18 protein-coding genes are annotated in these 20,003 nt (G+C 45.8%); 9 read left to right on the top strand and 9 right to left on the bottom strand.

Annotation, left to right across the window (positions count from 1 at the left end; translation table 11 throughout):
• Positions 1–818: 818 nt before the first annotated feature.
• The 6 genes from ACED36_RS14200 to oppF all read left to right on the top strand — a co-directional run bounded on the left by ACED36_RS14200 (position 819) and on the right by oppF (position 7,196).
• Positions 819–977, top strand: a complete 159-nt coding sequence (locus ACED36_RS14200) for a hypothetical protein (RefSeq protein WP_016961502.1) — start codon at positions 819–821, stop codon at positions 975–977.
• Positions 978–1,667: 690 nt separating this feature from the next.
• Positions 1,668–3,308 (top strand): ABC transporter substrate-binding protein, encoded by a 1,641-nt coding sequence (locus ACED36_RS14195; RefSeq protein ID WP_016961503.1) that lies wholly within the window; start codon positions 1,668–1,670, stop codon positions 3,306–3,308.
• Positions 3,309–3,380: 72 nt separating this feature from the next.
• A complete protein-coding gene (gene oppB / locus ACED36_RS14190) occupies positions 3,381–4,301 on the top strand; it encodes an oligopeptide ABC transporter permease OppB (RefSeq protein WP_016961504.1) in 921 nt (306 codons plus the stop codon).
• Between the two features lie 10 nt (positions 4,302–4,311).
• Entirely contained in the window at positions 4,312–5,226 is a 915-nt protein-coding gene (oppC, locus tag ACED36_RS14185) for an oligopeptide ABC transporter permease OppC (protein ID WP_016961505.1), read from the top strand.
• A gap of 9 nt (positions 5,227–5,235) precedes the next feature.
• Entirely contained in the window at positions 5,236–6,201 is a 966-nt protein-coding gene (locus tag ACED36_RS14180) for an ABC transporter ATP-binding protein (protein WP_016961506.1), read from the top strand.
• Positions 6,201–7,196 (top strand): murein tripeptide/oligopeptide ABC transporter ATP binding protein OppF, encoded by a 996-nt coding sequence (gene oppF, locus ACED36_RS14175; protein WP_016961507.1) that lies wholly within the window; start codon positions 6,201–6,203, stop codon positions 7,194–7,196. Before ACED36_RS14180 ends, oppF begins: the two co-directional genes overlap by 1 nt.
• A gap of 86 nt (positions 7,197–7,282) precedes the next feature.
• On the opposite strand, the gene ACED36_RS14170 is transcribed toward oppF, so the two are convergent.
• The 5 genes from ACED36_RS14170 to ACED36_RS14150 all read right to left on the bottom strand — a co-directional run bounded on the left by ACED36_RS14170 (position 7,283) and on the right by ACED36_RS14150 (position 12,420).
• Positions 7,283–8,416 (bottom strand): cupin domain-containing protein, encoded by a 1,134-nt coding sequence (locus tag ACED36_RS14170; RefSeq protein WP_016961508.1) that lies wholly within the window; start codon positions 8,414–8,416, stop codon positions 7,283–7,285.
• Between the two features lie 120 nt (positions 8,417–8,536).
• Positions 8,537–9,907 carry an adenylosuccinate lyase gene (gene purB / locus ACED36_RS14165; RefSeq protein WP_016961509.1) on the bottom strand — a complete coding sequence of 457 codons (1,371 nt, stop codon included), beginning with the start codon at positions 9,905–9,907 and terminating at the stop codon, positions 8,537–8,539.
• A 21-nt stretch (positions 9,908–9,928) separates the two neighbouring features.
• Positions 9,929–10,549, bottom strand: a complete 621-nt coding sequence (gene hflD / locus ACED36_RS14160) for a high frequency lysogenization protein HflD (RefSeq protein ID WP_016961510.1) — start codon at positions 10,547–10,549, stop codon at positions 9,929–9,931.
• Between the two features lie 13 nt (positions 10,550–10,562).
• On the bottom strand, positions 10,563–11,675 hold the full coding sequence (mnmA, locus tag ACED36_RS14155) for a tRNA 2-thiouridine(34) synthase MnmA (RefSeq protein WP_016961511.1): 1,113 nt from the start codon (positions 11,673–11,675) through the stop codon (positions 10,563–10,565).
• An 85-nt stretch (positions 11,676–11,760) separates the two neighbouring features.
• Entirely contained in the window at positions 11,761–12,420 is a 660-nt protein-coding gene (locus ACED36_RS14150) for a pseudouridine synthase (protein ID WP_016961512.1), read from the bottom strand.
• 243 nt (positions 12,421–12,663) lie between these two features.
• On the opposite strand from ACED36_RS14150, the gene icd reads away from it, so the two are divergent.
• Positions 12,664–13,911 carry an NADP-dependent isocitrate dehydrogenase gene (icd, locus tag ACED36_RS14145; RefSeq protein ID WP_016961513.1) on the top strand — a complete coding sequence of 416 codons (1,248 nt, stop codon included), beginning with the start codon at positions 12,664–12,666 and terminating at the stop codon, positions 13,909–13,911.
• Between the two features lie 440 nt (positions 13,912–14,351).
• Here the strand turns inward: icd and cspD are convergent, their stop codons facing one another.
• Positions 14,352–14,573, bottom strand: a complete 222-nt coding sequence (cspD, locus tag ACED36_RS14140) for a cold shock domain-containing protein CspD (RefSeq protein ID WP_016961514.1) — start codon at positions 14,571–14,573, stop codon at positions 14,352–14,354.
• 816 nt (positions 14,574–15,389) lie between these two features.
• Between cspD and clpS the strand changes: the two genes are divergently transcribed.
• Positions 15,390–15,710, top strand: a complete 321-nt coding sequence (gene clpS / locus ACED36_RS14135; protein ID WP_016961515.1) for an ATP-dependent Clp protease adapter ClpS — start codon at positions 15,390–15,392, stop codon at positions 15,708–15,710.
• Positions 15,711–15,768: 58 nt separating this feature from the next.
• Positions 15,769–18,030, top strand: coding sequence for an ATP-dependent Clp protease ATP-binding subunit ClpA (gene clpA / locus ACED36_RS14130; RefSeq protein WP_371733441.1), 2,262 nt, complete (start codon positions 15,769–15,771; stop codon positions 18,028–18,030).
• Positions 18,031–18,113: 83 nt separating this feature from the next.
• Here the strand turns inward: clpA and infA are convergent, their stop codons facing one another.
• From infA to aat, 3 genes are all read right to left on the bottom strand, one after another.
• Positions 18,114–18,332, bottom strand: coding sequence for a translation initiation factor IF-1 (infA, locus tag ACED36_RS14125; protein WP_016961517.1), 219 nt, complete (start codon positions 18,330–18,332; stop codon positions 18,114–18,116).
• Between the two features lie 219 nt (positions 18,333–18,551).
• The gene (locus ACED36_RS14120) at positions 18,552–19,265 is read right to left on the bottom strand and encodes an arginyltransferase (protein ID WP_016961518.1); all 714 of its coding nucleotides are present in this window, start codon (positions 19,263–19,265) and stop codon (positions 18,552–18,554) included.
• Positions 19,255–19,977, bottom strand: coding sequence for a leucyl/phenylalanyl-tRNA--protein transferase (gene aat, locus ACED36_RS14115; RefSeq protein WP_016961519.1), 723 nt, complete (start codon positions 19,975–19,977; stop codon positions 19,255–19,257). Before aat ends, ACED36_RS14120 begins: the two co-directional genes overlap by 11 nt.
• Between the last annotated feature and the right edge of the window lie 26 nt (positions 19,978–20,003).

The following is a 20,003-nucleotide window of genomic DNA, read 5'->3' as shown; positions in this document are numbered from 1 at the left end:
AACTATTCAGCGCATGAATGTGAGTCAATCTTCGTTAACCCTATTCAGATAGTTGTTCTTAAAGGTAAATTAGGCAAAATTGAGAGGGAATGTTTTAGAGGTAGAAGAGGTAATACAGTAACACTTACGTTACATTGCGGTTGTTTTTCAGGTAGCAAGTCACAAAAAGTAGCACTTATTCTTCTTTGGAAACTAAGTGATGAATGTCTCAATGGAATTTGAAATGGTTATAGATAAAAAATGGCCTCTCAAATGAAAGGCCATTTATTCATGTAATAAACTGTGGTTTAACGGCGTTCTTGTGCTTTTTCTTCGTTTGCTGGTTTTTGTTTTCCAGCCGGAATAAAGCCATGTCGGACGCGAGAGCACAGAGGTCTAGATTGTGAGCCTGCGGGTCTCATTGATGATCGTCTCTTTAATTGTTTGTTGGACATAAATTGGTTTGTTGCGTAGCTGTTTGCACCTCAGCGCCGAAAAACAACGAATCATTACATCGGTACAGAGACATAGTGCGCAATATTTAAGACTTTCACAATTGAATCTCTGTCACATTTACAGTCAGAATGAATAAATTCTAACCAGCATTTTTTTTATTCCATATTGTTATTAAAACACGCCAATAGATTGTTTCTTGGTGAGAAAAAGGGACTAGGGGTGGTTGGTGTCTCATTGTGTCAAAACTGCGTCGGGTGGCCTCTAAAGCTTTGCTACACTTTTAAGTGAAATCACAAAGCTCAATGAAACGTCAGATACGATCATTTCGTATATGCACAAGCTGTATCTGTGCCTGAGCGGTAATATCAATCAGGAGGATTCCAATGGGACATAGACGTATTAGCAATAAAAAAATGAAGCAAATGATGCACGACATCATGCCGGACGACGCGCAGCAGTCCAAAAATGATTCGCTCGTGGAAGGGAAAGCCGTTAAAGGTAATGCTGAGGCTCCCCTTAAACTTGAAAACGAGCAAAAATAACGCAAACGTTTTACACCCAAGCAACCTCAGATGCTTTAGAGCGAGAGTTTGTTGATTATCAGGCATGGTGGTTCTTTTTAACCGATGCTGAATAATAGTGTGAATAAAAAGTCAGCTGAGATATCGCTGGCTTTTTTTGTTCGCGTATTAAGTGTTGATGGATGATTTAATTACATAAAAGAGCGCAAGGAAAAGCTTAAGTAAATGTAAATTGTCGCATTAACTGCCTGTACAGTGCCTGAGAACAAAGGCATGCAGTAAATGACCCCTTTCAAACTGTGGCTACTTATGCACTTTCAGTGAGTTATTACGCAGTCATATATCTCTAATCTAACGTTTATAATCGATTTATATGATGAAAGTTACCCATAAATTCCAATTTAAATGCTTAAAAATTGCCCTTTTAGGGTTTTTTATACAATTTTTCACTTTTTATTGAGTCTGCATTGAAGTATCCGTTCAACTTATCTCATAGGGTTGGTTGAACATGCTGGTTTTCTACTATTTGTTAGATACATGTGACTTTTTCTGTCGATTTTGTGGCAAATTACTTTGATGCTTGGTAATGTTCCAAGCAATTCTCCGTCGTCCACTCAAGTTTTTAGATGAAATACGACTTAGTTTTCTTCTCGATTTAAGAGTGCCGGAGAGTGTCATGGATGCAAGCACAGGATAAATTGGAGTATCTGCATGTATAAGAACAAAATCACTCAGGCCCTGTTGTTGGGCGCAGGAATGGCCGTATCGGCAACGTCTTTCACTTCTGTGGCAGCAGAAGTCCCCGCGGATGTAAAACTCGCACCGGTTCAAGAGTTGGTTCGTGGTAACGGCACTGAAGTTGCTTCGCTTGACCCGCACAAAGTCGAAGGTGTGCCAGAGGCTCATGTTCTGCGTGATCTGATGGAAGGTCTGGTTATTCAAGACGCATTGGGTAATACCATTCCAGGTGCCGCAGAGTCTTGGACAACAGAAGATAATCAAACTTTCACGTTTAAAATTCGCAAAGATGCCAAGTGGTCGAACGGTGACCCGGTAACGGCTCAGGATTTTGAGTACAGCTTCAAGCGTGCAGCCGATCCTGCAACAGCGTCGCCATATGCTTGGTATATTGAATACACCAAGCTTAAAAACGCAAAAGATGTCATTGCTGGTAAGAAGTCAGTAGATGAGTTAGCGGTTAAAGCTGTCGACGATCACACCCTCGTACTAGAAACCGAAGTGGCATTGCCGTACTTCGTGAAAATGTTAGCGCACACTACTATGTATCCGGTTCACAAGGCTTCAGTTGATAAGCATGGTGACTCATGGACTAAGCCTGATAATTTTATCGGCAACGGTGCATATAAACTGAGTGACTGGGTGGTGAACGAGAAGATCGTTCTAGAGCGAAATGGAAGCTATTGGGATAACGAAGATACTGTTATCGATAAAGTCAGCTTCCTGCCTATCGAAAACCAGAACGCGGAAATGAACCGCTTCCTATCCGGTGAAATCGACATCACGTATGAAGTGCCTAACGAGCAATTCCGTCGTCTTGAGAAACAATATCCTGATAACGTTGTTGTTTCACCAAACCTTTGTACTTACTACTATGGTTTCAACACGCAGCGCGCACCGTTTGATGACAACCGGGTTCGCAGTGCACTGTCTTACACCATCGATCGCGATATCATCGCCAAGGCTATCTTGGGTCAAGGTCAAAAACCAGCGTATGCACTCACTCACAGCGGCATTACTGGCTTTAACCCTGAGACACCTGAATATGCAACGATGAATCAAAAAGAGCGCATTGCAGAAGCGAAGGTATTGCTTACAGAAGCAGGCTTCGGTAAAGGCAATCCGCTTGATTTTACGCTGCTTTATAACACCAGTGAAAACCACAAGAAAATTGCAGTTGCGATTCAGTCAATGTGGAAAAAATCACTGGGTGACTTCGTCAATGTGACCTTGGAAAACCAAGAGTGGAAGACCTATCTGGATAGCAGTAAGCAAGGCGACTTTGATGTTCGTCGTGCAGGCTGGTGTGCAGACTACAACGAAGCGTCTACGTTCTTGGCGATTGCGATGACAGAGAATGGTTCTAACGACCAGAAGTACTCGAGTGCAATCTTTGATAAAGCGATGAACGATGCAGTGACCGTTGCAAAAACGGAAGCTGAGCGTAATAGCTACTACGCAATTGCTGAAGCGCAACTTGCCAAAGACATGCCAATTGCTCCTATCTATCAGTATGTCCAACCACGTCTGGTTGCGACATCCGTAGGCGGCTACCCAGATAAAAACCCTCAAGACAATATCTACACCAAAGATATGTTCATTATCGCAGAATAATAACAGGGTCACTCCATGCGCCCGTGGCTTGGCTGCGAGCGCATGTTTTTTTGAGCATATGTGAGATGCTTTATGTTTAGATTGATTTTTACTCGAACACTGGAAGCAATACCAACATTGTTGGTATTGATCACCATCTCCTTTTTCTTGATGCGTTTCGCGCCGGGAAATCCATTCTCTTCTGAAAAAACACTGCCTCCTCAGGTAATGGAAAACATCAATGCGAAATATGGTCTTGATAAGCCCGTATTCGAACAGTACACAACGTATCTAGGTAATATTCTGCAAGGCGATTTCGGACCGTCATTCAAATACAAAGACTATACAGTGAATGAGCTGGTTGCTACGGCCTTGCCTGTTTCGGCAAAAGTGGGTTTCTACGCCTTTATTCTGACGGTGATTGTAGGTGTCACTATCGGCACCATTGCTGCGTTGCGGCAAAACAGTTGGGTCGACTATCTCATTATGTCTACGTCCATGTTCGGGGTGGTGCTGCCTTCCTTTGTTTTGGCGCCGGTACTGATTTATGTCTTCTCCATCGGCTTGGGATGGCTGCCTGCGGGCGGTTGGAATGGCGGCGCAATTGAATTTATGGTCCTGCCAATCCTTGCCATGTCTTTCCTTTATATCGCGACATTTGCCCGTATTACGCGTGGCAGCATGATTGAAACGTTGAACAGCAATTTCATCCGTACCGCGAAAGCGAAAGGGTTGAGCATGAGCTACATCGTAGTGAAGCATGCGCTTCGTCCTGCAATGCTGCCGGTAGTGTCCTACATGGGCCCAGCGTTTGTCGGCATTATTACCGGCTCAGTGGTTATCGAAACAATATTCGGCCTTCCTGGGATTGGTAAGCTTTTCGTTAACGCCGCTTTCAACCGTGATTACTCATTGGTCATGGGTGTCACCATCTTGATTGGTACGCTGTTCATTATTTTTAACGCCGTTGTGGATATTTTGCTGGCGTGGCTTGATCCAAAGATTCGTTATTGAGGTTTGAAATATGCTATTAAAAAAAGAAGAAAATAACGAAGCTCTCGAGAATTTTTCGGCACAACTTGAAGTAGAAGGTCGCAGCTTGTGGCAAGACGCGCGCATTCGTTTTATGCGTAATAAAGCCGCAATGACGAGTCTAGCCATTTTGCTCTGTATCACCTTGTGGGTGATAGTCGGTCCATTGTTCGCGACTTATGCGTTTGATGATACGGATTGGTATGCCATGCATGCGGCTCCTTCATTGGGTGCAGAAGGACACATTTTTGGTACTGACGCACTAGGCCGAGACATTTATGTTCGTACCTTGGTTGGTGGCCAAATCTCGCTGATGGTTGGCCTAATGGGCGCCTTTGTTGCAGTACTGATTGGCACCGTTTACGGGGCTGCATCTGGTTACATTGGTGGTCGTACAGACCGTGTCATGATGCGTATTCTGGAAATATTGAACGCAATTCCATTCATGTTCTTAGTGATTGTATTGGTGACCTTCTTCGGACGAAATATCGTGCTGATCTTCGTCGCTATCGGCGCGATTGCTTGGCTCGATATGGCACGTATTGTGCGCGGTCAAACGTTGAGTTTACGAAACAAAGAGTTCATCGAAGCTGCCCACGTGAGTGGTGTCAGTACACGAAACATTATCCTCCGTCATATCATCCCGAATGTGCTAGGCATTGTGGCTGTGTATTCAACGCTGCTTATTCCAAGCATGATTTTAATTGAATCTTTCTTAAGCTTCTTGGGCTTAGGAGTACAAGAGCCAATGACCAGCTGGGGTGCGCTGTTGCAAGAAGGTTCTCAAACGATGGAACTGGCGATTTGGCAACTGGCGTTTCCAACCTTGTTCATGGTAACCACGCTGTTGTGTTTCAACTATGTGGGTGATGGTCTGCGTGACGCGCTAGATCCAAAGGATCGATAAGGAGGAAGTATGAGCCTATTAGATGTTAAAGATCTGCGTGTAGAATTCAAAACCCAAGATGGTTCTGTTACCGCAGTTAACGACCTGAACTTTTCACTCGAGCGTGGCGAAACGCTTGGCATTGTGGGTGAATCAGGTTCAGGTAAAAGCCAGACCGTGTTTGCGATTATGGGTCTACTTGCGAAAAATGGTGTCATTAAAGGCAGCGCTAAATTTGAAGGAAATGAAATTCTCAATCTGTCTGAAAAGGAACTGAACAAGATCCGAGCAGAGCAGATTGCGATGATTTTCCAAGATCCCATGACGTCGCTTAATCCGTATATGAAAGTCAGCGATCAGCTGATGGAAGTATTGATGCACCATAAGGGCATGGGTAAAACAGACGCATTTGAAGAATCTGTTCGTATGCTGGAAGCGGTGAAAATCCCTGAGGCGCGCAAGCGCATTACCATGTACCCGCACGAGTTTTCAGGCGGTATGCGCCAACGTGTGATGATTGCAATGGCGCTGTTGTGTCGTCCAAAGCTCTTGATTGCTGATGAGCCAACAACGGCATTGGACGTGACGGTTCAGGCGCAGATCATGGATCTGCTGAACGAACTGAAATCAGAATTCAACACCGCGATTATCATGATCACGCACGATCTGGGTGTGGTTGCAGGTTCGTGTGACAAAGTGCTGGTAATGTACGCGGGCCGTACGATGGAATACGGCAATGTGGATGATATCTTTTACAAACCTAGCCACCCCTACACTGAGGGCTTGCTAAGGGCCATTCCTCGCTTGGATGTGGAAGGCGATGTGTTACCAACCATTCCGGGTAATCCACCGAACTTGTTGAAGCTACCACCGGGCTGTCCATATCAAGATCGTTGCCATCGTGTTTCTGTCCGCTGTAAGAGCGAGTCACCGATTCTGACGCCATTTTCTGACGGTCGTCTTCGTGCGTGTTTTTCTGATCAGGGGACGTGGTAATGGGTGCAATGAACAAGAACTTACTGCTGGATATTGAAGATCTAAAAGTCTATTTCAATATCGCATCGAAATCACTGCTACCGTGGGCAAAACCTTCGGTACTCAAAGCGGTTGATGGTGTGAACATCAAACTGTACGAAGGGGAAACCCTTGGTGTCGTTGGTGAATCAGGGTGCGGAAAATCGACCTTTGCTCGCGCTGTGATTGGTTTGGTGGAAGCAACAGAAGGCCAAGTTGTGTGGTTGGGTCAAGATCTCACAAAACTGGGCGTCAATGATTTGCGAGAGAAACGCAAAGAAATCCAGATGATTTTTCAGGATCCGCTGGCATCGCTTAATCCGCGTATGACCATTGGCGATATCATTGCTGAACCGCTGAAAACTTTCTATCCCGAGCTATCTAAGGATGAAGTGAAGCAGCAGGTGCAAACCATGATGACGCGTGTTGGTTTATTGCCTAATGTGATTAACCGTTATCCGCATGAATTTTCCGGTGGCCAGTGTCAGCGTATTGGTATTGCGCGTGCGCTTATCTTAAAGCCAAAGCTGGTGATTTGTGATGAGCCTGTATCGGCACTGGACGTGTCTATTCAAGCGCAGGTAGTGAATCTACTAAAAGAACTGCAACAAGAGATGGGTCTAAGCCTCATCTTCATTGCGCATGACTTGTCCGTGGTAAAACACATCTCTGATCGGGTATTGGTGATGTATCTAGGGAATGCGGTTGAATTGGCCGAAGGGAAAGCACTGTTTGATAACCCACAGCACCCATATACGCGTGCGTTGATGTCAGCAGTGCCGGTTCCTGATCCGATCAAAGAACGTAACAAGAAGATCCAGTTGTTGGAAGGTGAATTACCCTCGCCAATGAATCCACCATCAGGTTGTGTATTCCGTACGCGTTGCCCTCAGGCAACAGAAGCGTGTGCGCAGAAAAAGCCAATGCTAGAAGGCACGGATTACCACTCAGCGGCTTGTTTGCAAGTTCATCTATAACCGTAGAACTTAACCAACCAGAACGAATCCACAAAAAAGCCTTCCAATCGGAAGGCTTTCATTTTTAATCTGGTTTTTTGTTGCGATTAGGCTTGAGGGTACCAGTAACCTTGGTTACACAGATCAAGCAGAAGCGCGAGCAGCGCAGGGTTGCTAGCCATCTCACCCAAGTCTTCACCAGTAAACGCTTCCTGATCGCAAAGGAGTCTCGCTGCAGCCTCGCAGCCTTCGGGTAATTCAATCGCTTCGCCGTTGACGTAAATGACGGATAAATCATTCTCGTGATACAGCGCTTTCATACCTGACACTTTTTCCAGCACCATGTTATCTTCGACGAATTGGAATAATTCATCTGCCTGCCATGGTGGCTCTGCTGCCATGATGTCCAGTTCGTGACGAGACTGACTCAATTGCTCACCTAACCAGCGAGCTTTGATTTTCGGGTCGTTGATCAGTTTCATTAGCATGTCATTGAGCGCCTCGGATTCAGACGTTGGGATCATGCCGTGCTCATCACGAGTTTGTAGGTTAGGGTCATAGAAGTGAACGTCACCCAGCTCATTGGTCAACACATAATCCGCAAGAGTACTTAGCAGTTCTTGCTTCTTCGGTGAACGGTAGCCAATTGAGTAGCTCATCGATACGTCGATGGTATTCCCTTCGTGCGGGAAACCAGGTGGGATATAAAGAATATCTCCCGGTTCTAAAACGTCATCGATGATCGGGTCAAAGCCTTCGATTTGGCGCAGACCTGAGTCATGGTTGGCGTCTTTGTATTCGCCTTTTTCACCCACACGCCAGCGACGCTTACCCATGCCTTGAATGATGAATACATCGTATTGGTCAATATGAGGGCCTACGCCGCCATTAGGCATTGAAAGGCAAATCATCACATCGTCAAACAACCAATTTGGCAGAACACGGAAAGGTTGAGCCAATTCGCGAAGCCCTGGGTGCCAATGGTTAGCCGCTTGAACGATTAACTGAGAATGTGTGTCGGGAAATTCGTCAAAGCTTTCGAATGGACCGTGCTGCGCCTTCCAATTGCCATCCAGATTCGTCACAAAGCGAGAATCGATTTCCTCTTCCATTGCCAGACCTGCAAGTTCATCTGGGCTAATCGGATCTTCAAAGTCGACAAAGCCTTTTTTGATCACAACCGGCTGTTTGTGCCAGTAGGTGGTAAGGAATTCGTTTAAGTCAAAATTTAGCTGATACATAGGAGATGCACGGTTTCTTTAAGTGAGGGGGCGATTATATACCCATGAGCCATAGAGGGGCAGGATTGCAAGAAATAAAAAGCCCGCCTAGTCAGCGGGCTTCTTTCTCAGGGTGTTTGCTTACAGCTGATCAGTCAGCTTGATCGCTTCACCAATGTAGTTAGCTGGGGTCATTTTCTTCAGACGTACTTTTTCTTCTTCAGGAAGATCCAGACCATCGATGAAGACGCGCATGCCTTCGCCGTCAACACGCTTACCACGCGTTAGCTCTTTTAGCTTTTCGTATGGCTTTTCAATGCCATAACGACGCATAACAGTTTGTACAGGCTCTGCCAATACTTCCCAGTTTTTGTCTAACTCAGCTTCAAGCGCAGCTTGGTTTATTTCTAATTTGCTGATGCCTTTTAGCGTCGACGTGTATGCAATGATCGCATAGCCACAACCCACACCTAGGTTACGCAAAACCGTAGAATCGGTTAGGTCACGCTGCCAGCGAGATACCGGCAATTTTTGTGCTAGGTGGCTAAAGATAGCATTAGCAAGACCTAGGTTGCCTTCTGAGTTTTCAAAGTCGATTGGGTTAACTTTATGCGGCATGGTTGAAGAACCAATTTCGCCTGCAATCGTTTTTTGTTTGAAGTGACCCAGTGCGATGTAGCCCCAAACGTCACGATCGAAATCAAGAAGGATGGTGTTGAATCGTGCAATCGCATCGAATAACTCAGCAATGTAGTCATGCGGTTCGATTTGCGTGGTATACGGGTTCCACGTCACGCCCAGTGATTCAGTAATGAATTCTTCGCTGAATGCGTGCCAGTCGATTTCTGGGTAAGCAGAAAGGTGAGCGTTGTAGTTGCCTACAGCACCATTGATTTTCGCCAGAATTTCAACGTTTTCGATTTGCTTGTACTGACGCTCCATACGGTATGCAACGTTAGCCATCTCTTTACCCATGGTAGAAGGAGAGGCGGGTTGGCCGTGGGTGCGAGACAGAAGAGGGACATCGCGATATTCAGCCGCCAGTGATTTAATTGCATCAATAACGTTGCGAATTTCTGGCAACAGCACTTGCTCGCGCGCTTCTTGAAGCATCAGAGCGTGAGACGTGTTGTTGATGTCTTCTGAGGTACACGCAAAGTGAATGAATTCATTCACTGCATGTAATTCGGCATTGTCAGCCACTTTTTCTTTCAGGAAATACTCAACCGCCTTAACGTCGTGGTTGGTCGTGCGCTCAATGTCTTTAATGCGCATCGCGTCGGCTTCGCTAAATTCGGCTGCGATTTTGTCCAGAATGGCGTTTGCTTCTGGGCTGAATGCCGGTACTTCCTTGATAGCATCTGTTGCTGCCAGTTTTTGTAACCAACGAACTTCGACGATTGTGCGGTACTTCAATAAGCCAAACTCACTGAAGATTGAACGCAACGCAATCGTTTTCGCTCCGTAACGGCCATCCACCGGTGAAACAGCTGTCAGCGCTGACAGTTCCATGGTCTCTCTCCTGAATTATTATTACGAATTTCGGGCTAAGATGATTTTGGCCTGCTCAATCATTTGTTTGCGGCCAAAGATAAGATGACGGCGCTTGCCGCCGACCTGACGCCATAATACGGCGCTGCGGATCCCAGATAGCAGTAAGGCACGGACTTTATGTTGCACGCCCGTTTGCTGCAATTGAGCTGGGTTACCAGTGACCTGAATTCGTGGACCTAACGGACTAATCGTATCCAAATATACACTGGCAAGGTTGCTGATCATTTGATCATCAAGCAGGTCAAAATGTTGCACCTGACGCTGGACGTTTTCCAGGCGATCAGACAATTGCGCGAGGCTATCACGACGGCCTGAAAGCTTACGTTCCAGTGCGAGCAGGTTAATGAGATAACGCGTAAGTTCGCTGCCACCAGGGCTGTTATCTAGTTCGCTAATGAGCGTGTTTAAACCCACTGTGAGGTTTTCTTCATTGCCGAAAACCTCCAGTGTGGAAGCAGGGTTAGTGACAATAATACTCTTCAAGCTGGCGCTGAGTGCATCTGGGTCACAGCTGCCTGTACGTGATATTTCCTGCACCAGTTTGACGGATTGACAGATACTTGCGAACGCGATGGTTCGATCAAATAAAGTATTAGCCACTGACGATTGCTCCTTAAATTCGCTGCTCAATGATGCCACCGCCTAGGCAAACATCACCGGAATAAAATACCGCTGATTGACCTGGAGTTACCGCAGCTTGCGGCTCATCAAAGATGACTTTGATTTGGTCTCCATCAATGGGCTCGATGGTACATGATATGTCTTGTTGGCGGTATCGCGTTTTTACGGTGCACTTCAATGGTTCGGTCATCGTATGACGATCGACCCAATGCAGTTGACCAGCAATCAACCCATCTGAAAATAGACGTGGGTGATCATGACCTTGTGCAACAATAAGCACGTTACGCTCGACATCTTTATCAACGACATACCAAGCCGCTTCTAGACCACCACCGCCTTTTTGCCCGCCAATATGCAAGCCTTTACGTTGACCCAATGTGTGGTACATCAAGCCTTGGTGTTCGCCTATTGCTTGACCTTCAGTGGTTTCGATAACACCCGGTTGTGCGGGTAAATATTTCGCCAAAAAGTCAGTGAATTTGCGCTCACCGATAAAGCAGATACCGGTTGAATCTTTCTTCTTCGCGGTGATCAGATCTTGCTCTTCTGCAATACGGCGTACTTCCGGTTTCTCTAGCTCGCCAACAGGGAACAGGCTGCGTGCAACTTGCTCGTGGCTCAGCGTATACAAGAAGTAGCTCTGGTCTTTGTTGTTATCGACGCCGCGAAGCATCTGTGCCGTTTCACCTTCCTGTGTAGGGAAGGTGCGGCGGACATAGTGACCCATTGCAATGTAATCAGCTTCTAGCACTTCGTCGGCAAATTCCAAGAAGGCTTTGAACTTGATTTCTTTGTTACAAAGAATGTCTGGGTTTGGCGTGCGCCCGGCTTTGTATTCAGTCAGGAAGTGCTCGAAGACGTTATCCCAGTATTCAGCTGCAAAGTTGATGGTGTGCATCTCAATACCAAGCTTGTCACAAACGGCTTGTGCATCGGCCAGATCTTCCGCTGCCGAGCAGTACTCGTCGTTATCGTCTTCTTCCCAGTTTTTCATGAAAAGGCCTTCTACCTGATAGCCTTGTTGCTTCAGTAAATAGGCGGACACTGAGGAGTCGACGCCGCCGGACATACCGACAATAACTTTTTTGCTGCTGTTATCTGACATGACGAAATTTCTAGCTCCAATTAAATCGGTGGCAGAGTTTACCAGAATCCTTTACGCGGTTACAGATGGGATGTTAGTCACAGTTTCACTCACGCGAAGGCGGTGAAACTTCTCGCCATTCACCAGGTTGCAGACCTTCAACGGTCCATCCTGCCATTTGATAACGCACCAAACGTAACGTCGGATGTCCAATGGCTGCGGTCATTCGACGAACCTGACGGTTTCGTCCTTCTTCTAACGTGATAGCAAGCCAAGTGGTTGGCACGGAAGGGCGGTGACGAATGGGCGGGTTTCGAGGCCACAATTCAGGCTCTTCCATCACTTCAACACCTGCTGGCAACGTCCAACCGTCATTGAGTTCCACGCCTTCACGAAGCTGTGTTATTGCTTCATTTGAAGGAATGCCTTCAACTTGTACCCAGTAGACTTTGGGTGACTTGGATTTTGGCTGAGTAAGACGTGCTTGCAAAATGCCGTCATTAGTAAGCACAAGTAGCCCTTCGCTGTCTTTGTCCAAGCGGCCGGCTGCATACACATCTTTGACAGAAATATAGTCTGCCAACGTCGAATCACTAGGCTCGCCGGTGAATTGTGTCAGGGTGTTGAAAGGTTTATTGAATATGATGACCTTTGTTGGCCCTTTTGGCCTTGCAGGTTTATCGGACCGACGACGTGAAGTGCGTCGGAAATCAGGGTTTGAAGCGGGCTTATTCACGCTTCTTTTCGATGTAGTTTTAAACGTCATGAAGTACTGTCAATCAGGTCTGGTAACAAATGAGACCTTGGTATTATACATGGAATAATGTGATTGGCGTGTTGCATGATTTACAGTATTCTTTTGCTCGCATGTTATACCAAACAGAACAATTACCTGACGTGCTACATCAGACTGTTAGCTCAATCTCAGCCTGTTGGGAAAATCGCAGCACGACGGCAAATTGTTCTGTTTGGTAAGCGCTAAATAGAAAATGGACGCTAGGAGAATTAAATGGAAAGCAAAGTAGTCGTACCAGCAGGTGAGAAAATTGCAGTTGAAAACGGCAAATTAGTCGTTCCTAACAATCCAATCATCCCTTACATCGAGGGTGACGGTATTGGTATTGATGTTAGCCCTGCAATGATCAAAGTTGTTGATGCGGCAGTAGAAAAAGCTTACGGCGGTGACCGTAAGATCTCCTGGATGGAAATCTACACCGGTGAGAAATCAACGCAGGTGTACGGTGAAGACCAGTGGTTGCCTACTGAAACACTGGATTTTGTGCGTGAATACAAAGTATCAATCAAAGGCCCTCTGACTACGCCAGTAGGCGGCGGCATTCGTTCTTTGAACGTGGCACTGCGCCAAGAGCTTGATCTGTACATTTGTGTTCGTCCAGTTCGTTACTTCTCTGGTGTACCAAGTCCAGTGAAGCAACCTGAACTGACTGACATGGTTATTTACCGTGAGAACTCAGAAGACATCTACGCAGGTGTTGAGTTTAAAGCAGGTACTGCAGAAGCCGATAAAGTTATCAAATTCCTGAAAGAAGAAATGGGTGCAACGAAAATCCGTTTTGACGAAGAATGTGGTATCGGTATCAAGCCTGTTTCTGAGCAAGGCACTAAGCGTTTGGTTCGCGCGGCGATTCAATACACGATTGACAACGATCGTGATTCAATGACGCTAGTTCACAAAGGCAACATCATGAAGTTCACCGAAGGTGCCTTCAAAGATTGGGGCTATGAAGTAGCAAAAGAAGAGTTTGGTGCAGAGTTGTTGGACGGTGGTCCATGGATGACGCTGAAAAACCCAAACACTGGCAAAGAAATTATCATTAAAGATGTCATTGCTGATGCGTTCCTACAGCAAATCCTTCTGCGCCCTGCAGAGTATGATGTCATTGCAACCATGAACCTAAACGGCGATTACATCTCTGATGCATTGGCTGCTCAAGTTGGTGGTATCGGTATTGCACCTGGTGCAAACATCGGTGACGGCATTGCATTGTTCGAAGCAACGCACGGTACGGCTCCTAAGTATGCAGGCCAGGACAAAGTAAACCCTGGTTCTTTGATCCTTTCTGCAGAAATGATGCTTCGCCACATGGGTTGGACAGAAGCGGCTGACCTCATCATCAGTTCAATGGAAAAAGCGATCAGCAACAAGACTGTGACTTATGACTTTGAGCGTCTGATGGACGGTGCAACACTGCGTAAGTGTTCTGAGTTCGCACAAGACATGGTCGATCAAATGTAATCCATCATTCATTTATTGAGTGAGCGTTTTGATTGAACAAACCCAGCCTCGGCTGGGTTTTTTTGTCTCTGTGTACTTGCCAACTAAAGATTGTGTGTTCAACAAGTATTTGTTGGCTTTTAAATAGGTGCGTGAACGCGTGTCGCTGCCCTAAAACATCATGATTTATATGCGTTGAAAATCATCAACAAAACAGGAAAGCAATAATATCTCTTGTAAACAGACTGACGTTGAAGACTAGATTGAAGGTTACGCTGGGATATGCAGACTCATATGAAGCGCTAGGCCTGCAGCGTGGGAATATTGGGTATAGATGTGGGTGATGAGCGATTAATGGCGAGAGCGTCGTTTTAGGGGGCTTTGAAAGTAAAAAGAGCGAACTTGAGTTCGCTCTTTAAATGTCGACCTTCGGGCAGCAAAAAGATTGTAGCAACACTATTTTATTTTAGGGCTTCGTTTTCTACTGGAACAATTTCACTTGCGTGATAGCCTTTGGGGCCCTCTTGCACTTCATAGTTCACTGTTTGACCAGCTTTCAAAGTGCGATATCCATCCATCTGGATTGTTGAGTAGTGCGCGAAGATATCACCATCACCCTCATCAGGGCAGATAAAACCAAACCCTTTAGCATTGTTAAACCATTTAACCGTACCAGTTGCCATGCGAAACATCCCTCTTGCATTCAAATTGCATAACTATGAGTAAAACCAACATTTGCAATCATGTTACTCAATCGTAATTGATGCTGTATGTTTTTACTTCAATTCCCACTCTAGTAGAAAGATTTAGACAGTCAAGCGTCTGAACGTCTATATAACAACATTTTAATAAAAATAACCAGTGATGTGACGGAAGGATGATATGAGTATCATTTTGGTAGAATTTGTTTCATTAATACGACCATGTGTTACATGTAATACTTTGATCTAGGAGTATAATTTACAAACCCATCAGTTGAAAACACTACCATGACGACATCTATGCTCTTGGGGTGTATTGATAATGTTATGAAAAATATGAATTTAAACTTGGGAGTGTGCTTTAGTGGCTTAATGACTAAATACACCAGTTCAGATATATTCCTAGGGTGAATAATTCATGCTGAAACATTAATTACGAAAATTAACTTTATATTCCTCGAGACATTTTGTCATTTTTGAGGCATTGAGATGTAATGTGTTTTTGTATGGAATTTTTGACATGCTAGGTGGTTCACTTTGTAGTGCTGCCGTGGCTTACATACGAATTGCAAAATTTGCAATGCGAGTGGTGTCGCTTCATATTGGGTGAGACAAGGTGAATTTCAGTGAGAGGGTTCGAGCAACATGGCATTGTTATGGTTGCTGGAATACAATCTGTGGATTACGTTTTAAGTAGTGGTAGCAAATCTTGTGTTTGATATCTCAATCTACAAACCTGACGTATAAAACCTTGTTTTGTAAAGAACACTTGAGCTACCTTAAAGATTGTAAGCAGTTATGAGCAAAAAGTACGAATGGATAGTTCCGGATTCTGATGTAAAAGAAGCGGAAGAAACTAAAGTAAAGCCGCCATCCTTATATAAAGTGATGTTGAATAATGATGATTACACCCCCATGGAGTTTGTTGTAGAGATTTTGCAGCGTTTTTTCACCATGGACATAGAGAAAGCAACGCAAGTGATGTTAGCAGTTCATTACGAAGGAAAGGCTGTTTGTGGCGTTTACAGTGCGGAAGTTGCCGAGATGAAAGTCGCCCAGGTAATGATGTACGCAAAAGAACATCAACACCCATTGTTGTGCACAATGGAGAAAGCCTAAGAAGGAGAACTTGGTTTTCTCCGGCACGCCATAATGTGGTATTTGAGGGAGGTGCCTTATGCTAAATAAAGAACTCGAAGCAAGCCTGAACGGGGCTTTTGCTAGAGCACGTGAAAAACGTCATGAGTTTATGACAGTGGAACATTTGCTATTGGCGCTTCTGGAAAATGTGGCTGCTCGCGAAGCTTTGCTTGCGTGCCGCGCTGACCTTGATGCTTTGCGTAAAGAGCTAGAAGCATTTATTGAACAAACAACACCGCTCATCCCTGTCGATGACGACAATCGCGAGACTCAGCCAACCCTGAGTTTCCAGCGCGTGCTTCAGCGTGCTGTCTTTCATGTTCAATCTTCAGGTCGCAGCGAAGTGAGTGGCGCTAATGTGCTGGTGGCTATCTTTAGTGAACAAGAGTCCCATGCGGCCTATTTGCTGAAGAAAAACGATATTAGCCGACTCGATGTTGTTAACTACATTTCCCATGGCACGACAAAATCTTCTAGCAGTGATGATGAATTGCCTGGTGCTGATTTGTCATCAGAAGAAGCGCCTGTTGAGGGTGGAGAAGAGCGTCTTGAAAATTTCGCGACAAATCTAAACCAACTTGCCCGTGTGGGTGGTATTGATCCTTTGATTGGTCGAGACAAAGAACTTGAGCGAACAATTCAAGTACTTTGTCGTCGCCGTAAAAACAACCCGCTACTCGTCGGTGAAGCTGGCGTCGGTAAGACGGCGATTGCTGAGGGGCTAGCATGGCGGATTGTTGAAGGCCAAGTGCCGGAGATTATTCAAAACTGCGTCATTTACTCGCTCGATATAGGCTCTTTGTTGGCGGGTACTAAATACCGTGGCGACTTCGAAAAGCGTTTCAAAGGCATTTTGAAGCAGCTTGAAAAAGAAGAGCATGCGGTACTATTTATTGATGAAATTCATACCATCATTGGTGCTGGCGCAGCGTCAGGTGGTCAGGTAGACGCCGCTAACCTAATTAAGCCACTGCTTTCTAGCGGCAAACTTCGTTGCATCGGTTCGACCACTTATCAGGAATACAGCAGTATTTTTGAAAAAGAGCGAGCACTTGCGCGTCGCTTCCAAAAGATTGATGTGATTGAGCCTTCGATTGATGACACCACTAAAATTTTGATGGGTCTGAAATCGAAATACGAAGCTCACCACGAAGTGAGATATACCAACAAAGCGATTCGCGCTGCAGTTGAGCTATCAGCGAAATACATTAATGACCGTCATTTGCCGGATAAAGCCATTGATGTGATTGATGAAGCGGGAGCTCGCTGCCGTTTGGCGCCTGCAAACAAGCGTAAGAAGACGGTAGGCGTGGGTGATATTGAATCCATGATCGCCAGAATGGCGCGTATCCCTGAGAAGTCTATTTCTTCATCGGATCGCGAAGTGCTTCAATCGCTTGAGCATAAATTGAAAATGCTGGTGTTTGGGCAAGACGATGCCATTGGTGCGCTGTGTGAAGCGATTAAGCTAAGCAGAGCCGGTCTGGGTGCAGAAAACAAACCAGTAGGTTCATTTTTGTTTGCGGGCCCGACAGGGGTAGGTAAAACCGAAGTGACGGTGCAACTGGCTCGCGCTATGGGCATTGAGCTTCAGCGTTTTGATATGTCTGAGTACATGGAGCGTCATACTGTCAGTCGTTTGATTGGTGCGCCTCCTGGCTATGTTGGCTACGATCAAGGCGGTTTATTGACCGATGCTGTGATCAAACACCCTCACAGTGTTGTGCTGCTTGATGAAATCGAGAAAGCGCACCCTGATGTGTTTAACTTGCTTTTGCAGGTGATGGATAACGGTACGCTGACGGACAACAATGGCCGAAAAGCAGATTTCCGAAATGTCATCCTTGTGATGACGACGAATGCGGGCGTAACCGAAACGGTTCGTAAATCGATTGGTCTGATTCAGCAAGATCATAGCCTTGATGCTATGGCTGAGATCAAGAAAATGTTCTCACCAGAGTTCCGTAACCGTCTCGATAACATCATCTGGTTCAATCATCTTGATAAAGAAGTCATTCTTCAAGTGGTTGATAAATTTGTGGTCGAACTGCAAGCTCAGCTGGATGTTCGCGGCGTGTCTTTGGAAGTCACCGACAAAGCGAAATTCTGGTTAGCAGAGAAGGGCTATGACAAGTCAATGGGCGCACGTCCAATGGCTCGTGTGATGCAAGAACACGTTAAGAAAAATCTGGCCAACGAGTTGTTGTTTGGGTGTCTGGTCAATGGTGGCACGGTGAAAGTGGACGTGAAAAGCGATGCACTGACATTTAGCTTCAGCGATGAGATGGAACCTGCCTGATACAACTAGGTAGATTTACAGATTATAAATATGACAAAACCCGGCCTGAAAGCCGGGTTTTTCGTGTTCGCGAGACGTGATGATTAGCGCGCGCGGAAGATAATGCGTCCCTTCGACAGATCGTAAGGCGTCATTTCAACGGTAACTTTGTCACCGGTAAGGATACGGATGTAGTTTTTGCGCATCTTACCAGAGATGTGAGCAGTTACTACGTGGCCGTTCTCTAGTTCTACGCGAAACATGGTGTTTGGCAGGGTGTCCAGTACGGTACCTTGCAATTCAATTACGTCTTCTTTTGCCATTTAATCCTCTTAGGCTATCAATCAGCCAATTTTTGACTGGCAGATAATGCCTTGATTCGTTAAGTCTGTAAAGTTCAAGGCCGAAATTTTACTCTTTTGCTCTCTGGCTGACCAGTAAAAATCGGCTATCGGTTGCGGTTTGGGCTAAATACTTCATTATGTGAAAGCCAAAGTGGGCATTCTGGCCGATTGACGTTGGGGTGATGTTTACTTTAAACCCTAGGGAGTTTGTTGCCATTGTCCCGCGACAAAACGCTGATGGGGTTTGAATTTTTGTTTATAACGCATTGCATCGCATTCATCTATTTGAAAACCTAAATAAAGCCAAGGCGTTTTGTTTTCTATGGCCACTTTTATTTGTGCTAACACGCACAGTGAGCCAAGTGACCAAGGGTGGTCTGGGTCAAAAAAGCTGTAGATAGCGCTGTATCCCTGCTCCAGAACATCCGTGACGGCAATCGCTATTAATTTCCCTTGGTCAAAAAGGTGAAGGAATTTTGAGTCTTGCCAGTCACTTTGCACAAAAGAAAGAAAATCATGTTTGTTTGCAGGATACATAGAGCCCTGCTGATGACGCTTGTTGATGTAGCGTTCGTACAATGAGAACCATTCATCATCTAACGTGTCTTGAAGTCGAACATCAAGGCGAGAGAGCTGGTTAATTTGACGTTTCTGGCTTTTGGACGGTGTGAAACCAAACGTGTCTACGCGCAGTGAATGGCATGCACTGCATTCACCGCAGTGAGGACGATAGATGTTGCTGCCACTGCGGCGAAAGCCAGACTGAATGAGGGCATTGTAGCCATCCATGTTGTGAAGTTCGGGATCTAGCACAACCGCGATGGACTCTTGCCTGTCCGGCAGATAGGAACACGACGACGGCGCCATGACTCCAACACGAAACGATCGTTTCACCATGGTGTTATTGTCCATTGAGATCACCACTGATCCACTGAGACTGAAAAAGCGTGGCATCAGTAATGCGATGTTTCAGCTGGTTAAGTCGTTGGATGAAATCAGCACGTGGCAGAGGTTGTGCGCCTAAAGAGGCGAGGTGCTCAGTCATCATTTGGCAGTCGATCAATCGGCCGCCATGTTGCTTGAAGTGTTCGCAGAAACGCCAAAGTGCTGTTTTAGATGCGTTGGTTTGTAGGGAGAACATAGATTCTCCGCAAAACAGTCCTCCTATTCCCACACCGTATAAGCCGCCTACCAATGTGTCACCTTGCCAAACTTCGACACTGTGTGCACCACCAAGTCGATGCAGTTTTTTGTAGGCTTCGCGCATTTCGTGCGTGATCCAAACTTGATGGGCTCCACGGATCAGCGCGCATTGCTCGATAACGTCGTCAAATCGATGATTGATCGAAACACGAAAGCCTTGCTTACGTGCAAACTTCCTCAGGCTTTTGCTAGGGACGAACGTTGTCGGGTCGATGACTGCCCGCTCAGACGGTGACCACCAAAGATAAGGTTCTTCATTGCCAAACCATGGAAAGATTCCATGCTCATAAGCCGCCCTAAGGCGTTGTGGTGACAGATCACCACCAATGGCAAGAAGTCCATCAGGATCATCCAACGCGCTGCTCACAGGCGGAAATAGCTCTGGGTCGTTGTCATCCAGTGGCGGTAAATATATGGTCATAGCTAGTATGGGTTCCTGTTCCCGGT

The organism is Enterovibrio sp. FF113, assembly GCF_041439165.1.
Taxonomy (GTDB): domain Bacteria; phylum Pseudomonadota; class Gammaproteobacteria; order Enterobacterales; family Vibrionaceae; genus Enterovibrio; species Enterovibrio norvegicus_A.
The sequence above is the reverse complement of the archived record's forward strand: the minus strand, read 5'-3'. Positions and strand labels throughout refer to the sequence as shown.

Coding starts and splice junctions, on each gene's coding strand:
- oppC (WP_016961505.1), top strand. CDS start 4,312: ATGCTATTAAAAAAAGAAGAAAATAACGAAGCTCTCGAGAATTTTTCG.
- ACED36_RS14120 (WP_016961518.1), bottom strand. CDS start 19,265: ATGGACAATAACACCATGGTGAAACGATCGTTTCGTGTTGGAGTCATG.
- ACED36_RS14195 (WP_016961503.1), top strand. CDS start 1,668: ATGTATAAGAACAAAATCACTCAGGCCCTGTTGTTGGGCGCAGGAATG.
- mnmA (WP_016961511.1), bottom strand. CDS start 11,675: ATGTCAGATAACAGCAGCAAAAAAGTTATTGTCGGTATGTCCGGCGGC.
- purB (WP_016961509.1), bottom strand. CDS start 9,907: ATGGAACTGTCAGCGCTGACAGCTGTTTCACCGGTGGATGGCCGTTAC.
- oppF (WP_016961507.1), top strand. CDS start 6,201: ATGGGTGCAATGAACAAGAACTTACTGCTGGATATTGAAGATCTAAAA.
- ACED36_RS14180 (WP_016961506.1), top strand. CDS start 5,236: ATGAGCCTATTAGATGTTAAAGATCTGCGTGTAGAATTCAAAACCCAA.
- oppB (WP_016961504.1), top strand. CDS start 3,381: ATGTTTAGATTGATTTTTACTCGAACACTGGAAGCAATACCAACATTG.
- ACED36_RS14150 (WP_016961512.1), bottom strand. CDS start 12,420: ATGACGTTTAAAACTACATCGAAAAGAAGCGTGAATAAGCCCGCTTCA.
- clpS (WP_016961515.1), top strand. CDS start 15,390: ATGAGCAAAAAGTACGAATGGATAGTTCCGGATTCTGATGTAAAAGAA.
- aat (WP_016961519.1), bottom strand. CDS start 19,977: ATGACCATATATTTACCGCCACTGGATGACAACGACCCAGAGCTATTT.
- infA (WP_016961517.1), bottom strand. CDS start 18,332: ATGGCAAAAGAAGACGTAATTGAATTGCAAGGTACCGTACTGGACACC.
- cspD (WP_016961514.1), bottom strand. CDS start 14,573: ATGGCAACTGGTACGGTTAAATGGTTTAACAATGCTAAAGGGTTTGGT.
- clpA (WP_371733441.1), top strand. CDS start 15,769: ATGCTAAATAAAGAACTCGAAGCAAGCCTGAACGGGGCTTTTGCTAGA.
- icd (WP_016961513.1), top strand. CDS start 12,664: ATGGAAAGCAAAGTAGTCGTACCAGCAGGTGAGAAAATTGCAGTTGAA.
- ACED36_RS14200 (WP_016961502.1), top strand. CDS start 819: ATGGGACATAGACGTATTAGCAATAAAAAAATGAAGCAAATGATGCAC.
- ACED36_RS14170 (WP_016961508.1), bottom strand. CDS start 8,416: ATGTATCAGCTAAATTTTGACTTAAACGAATTCCTTACCACCTACTGG.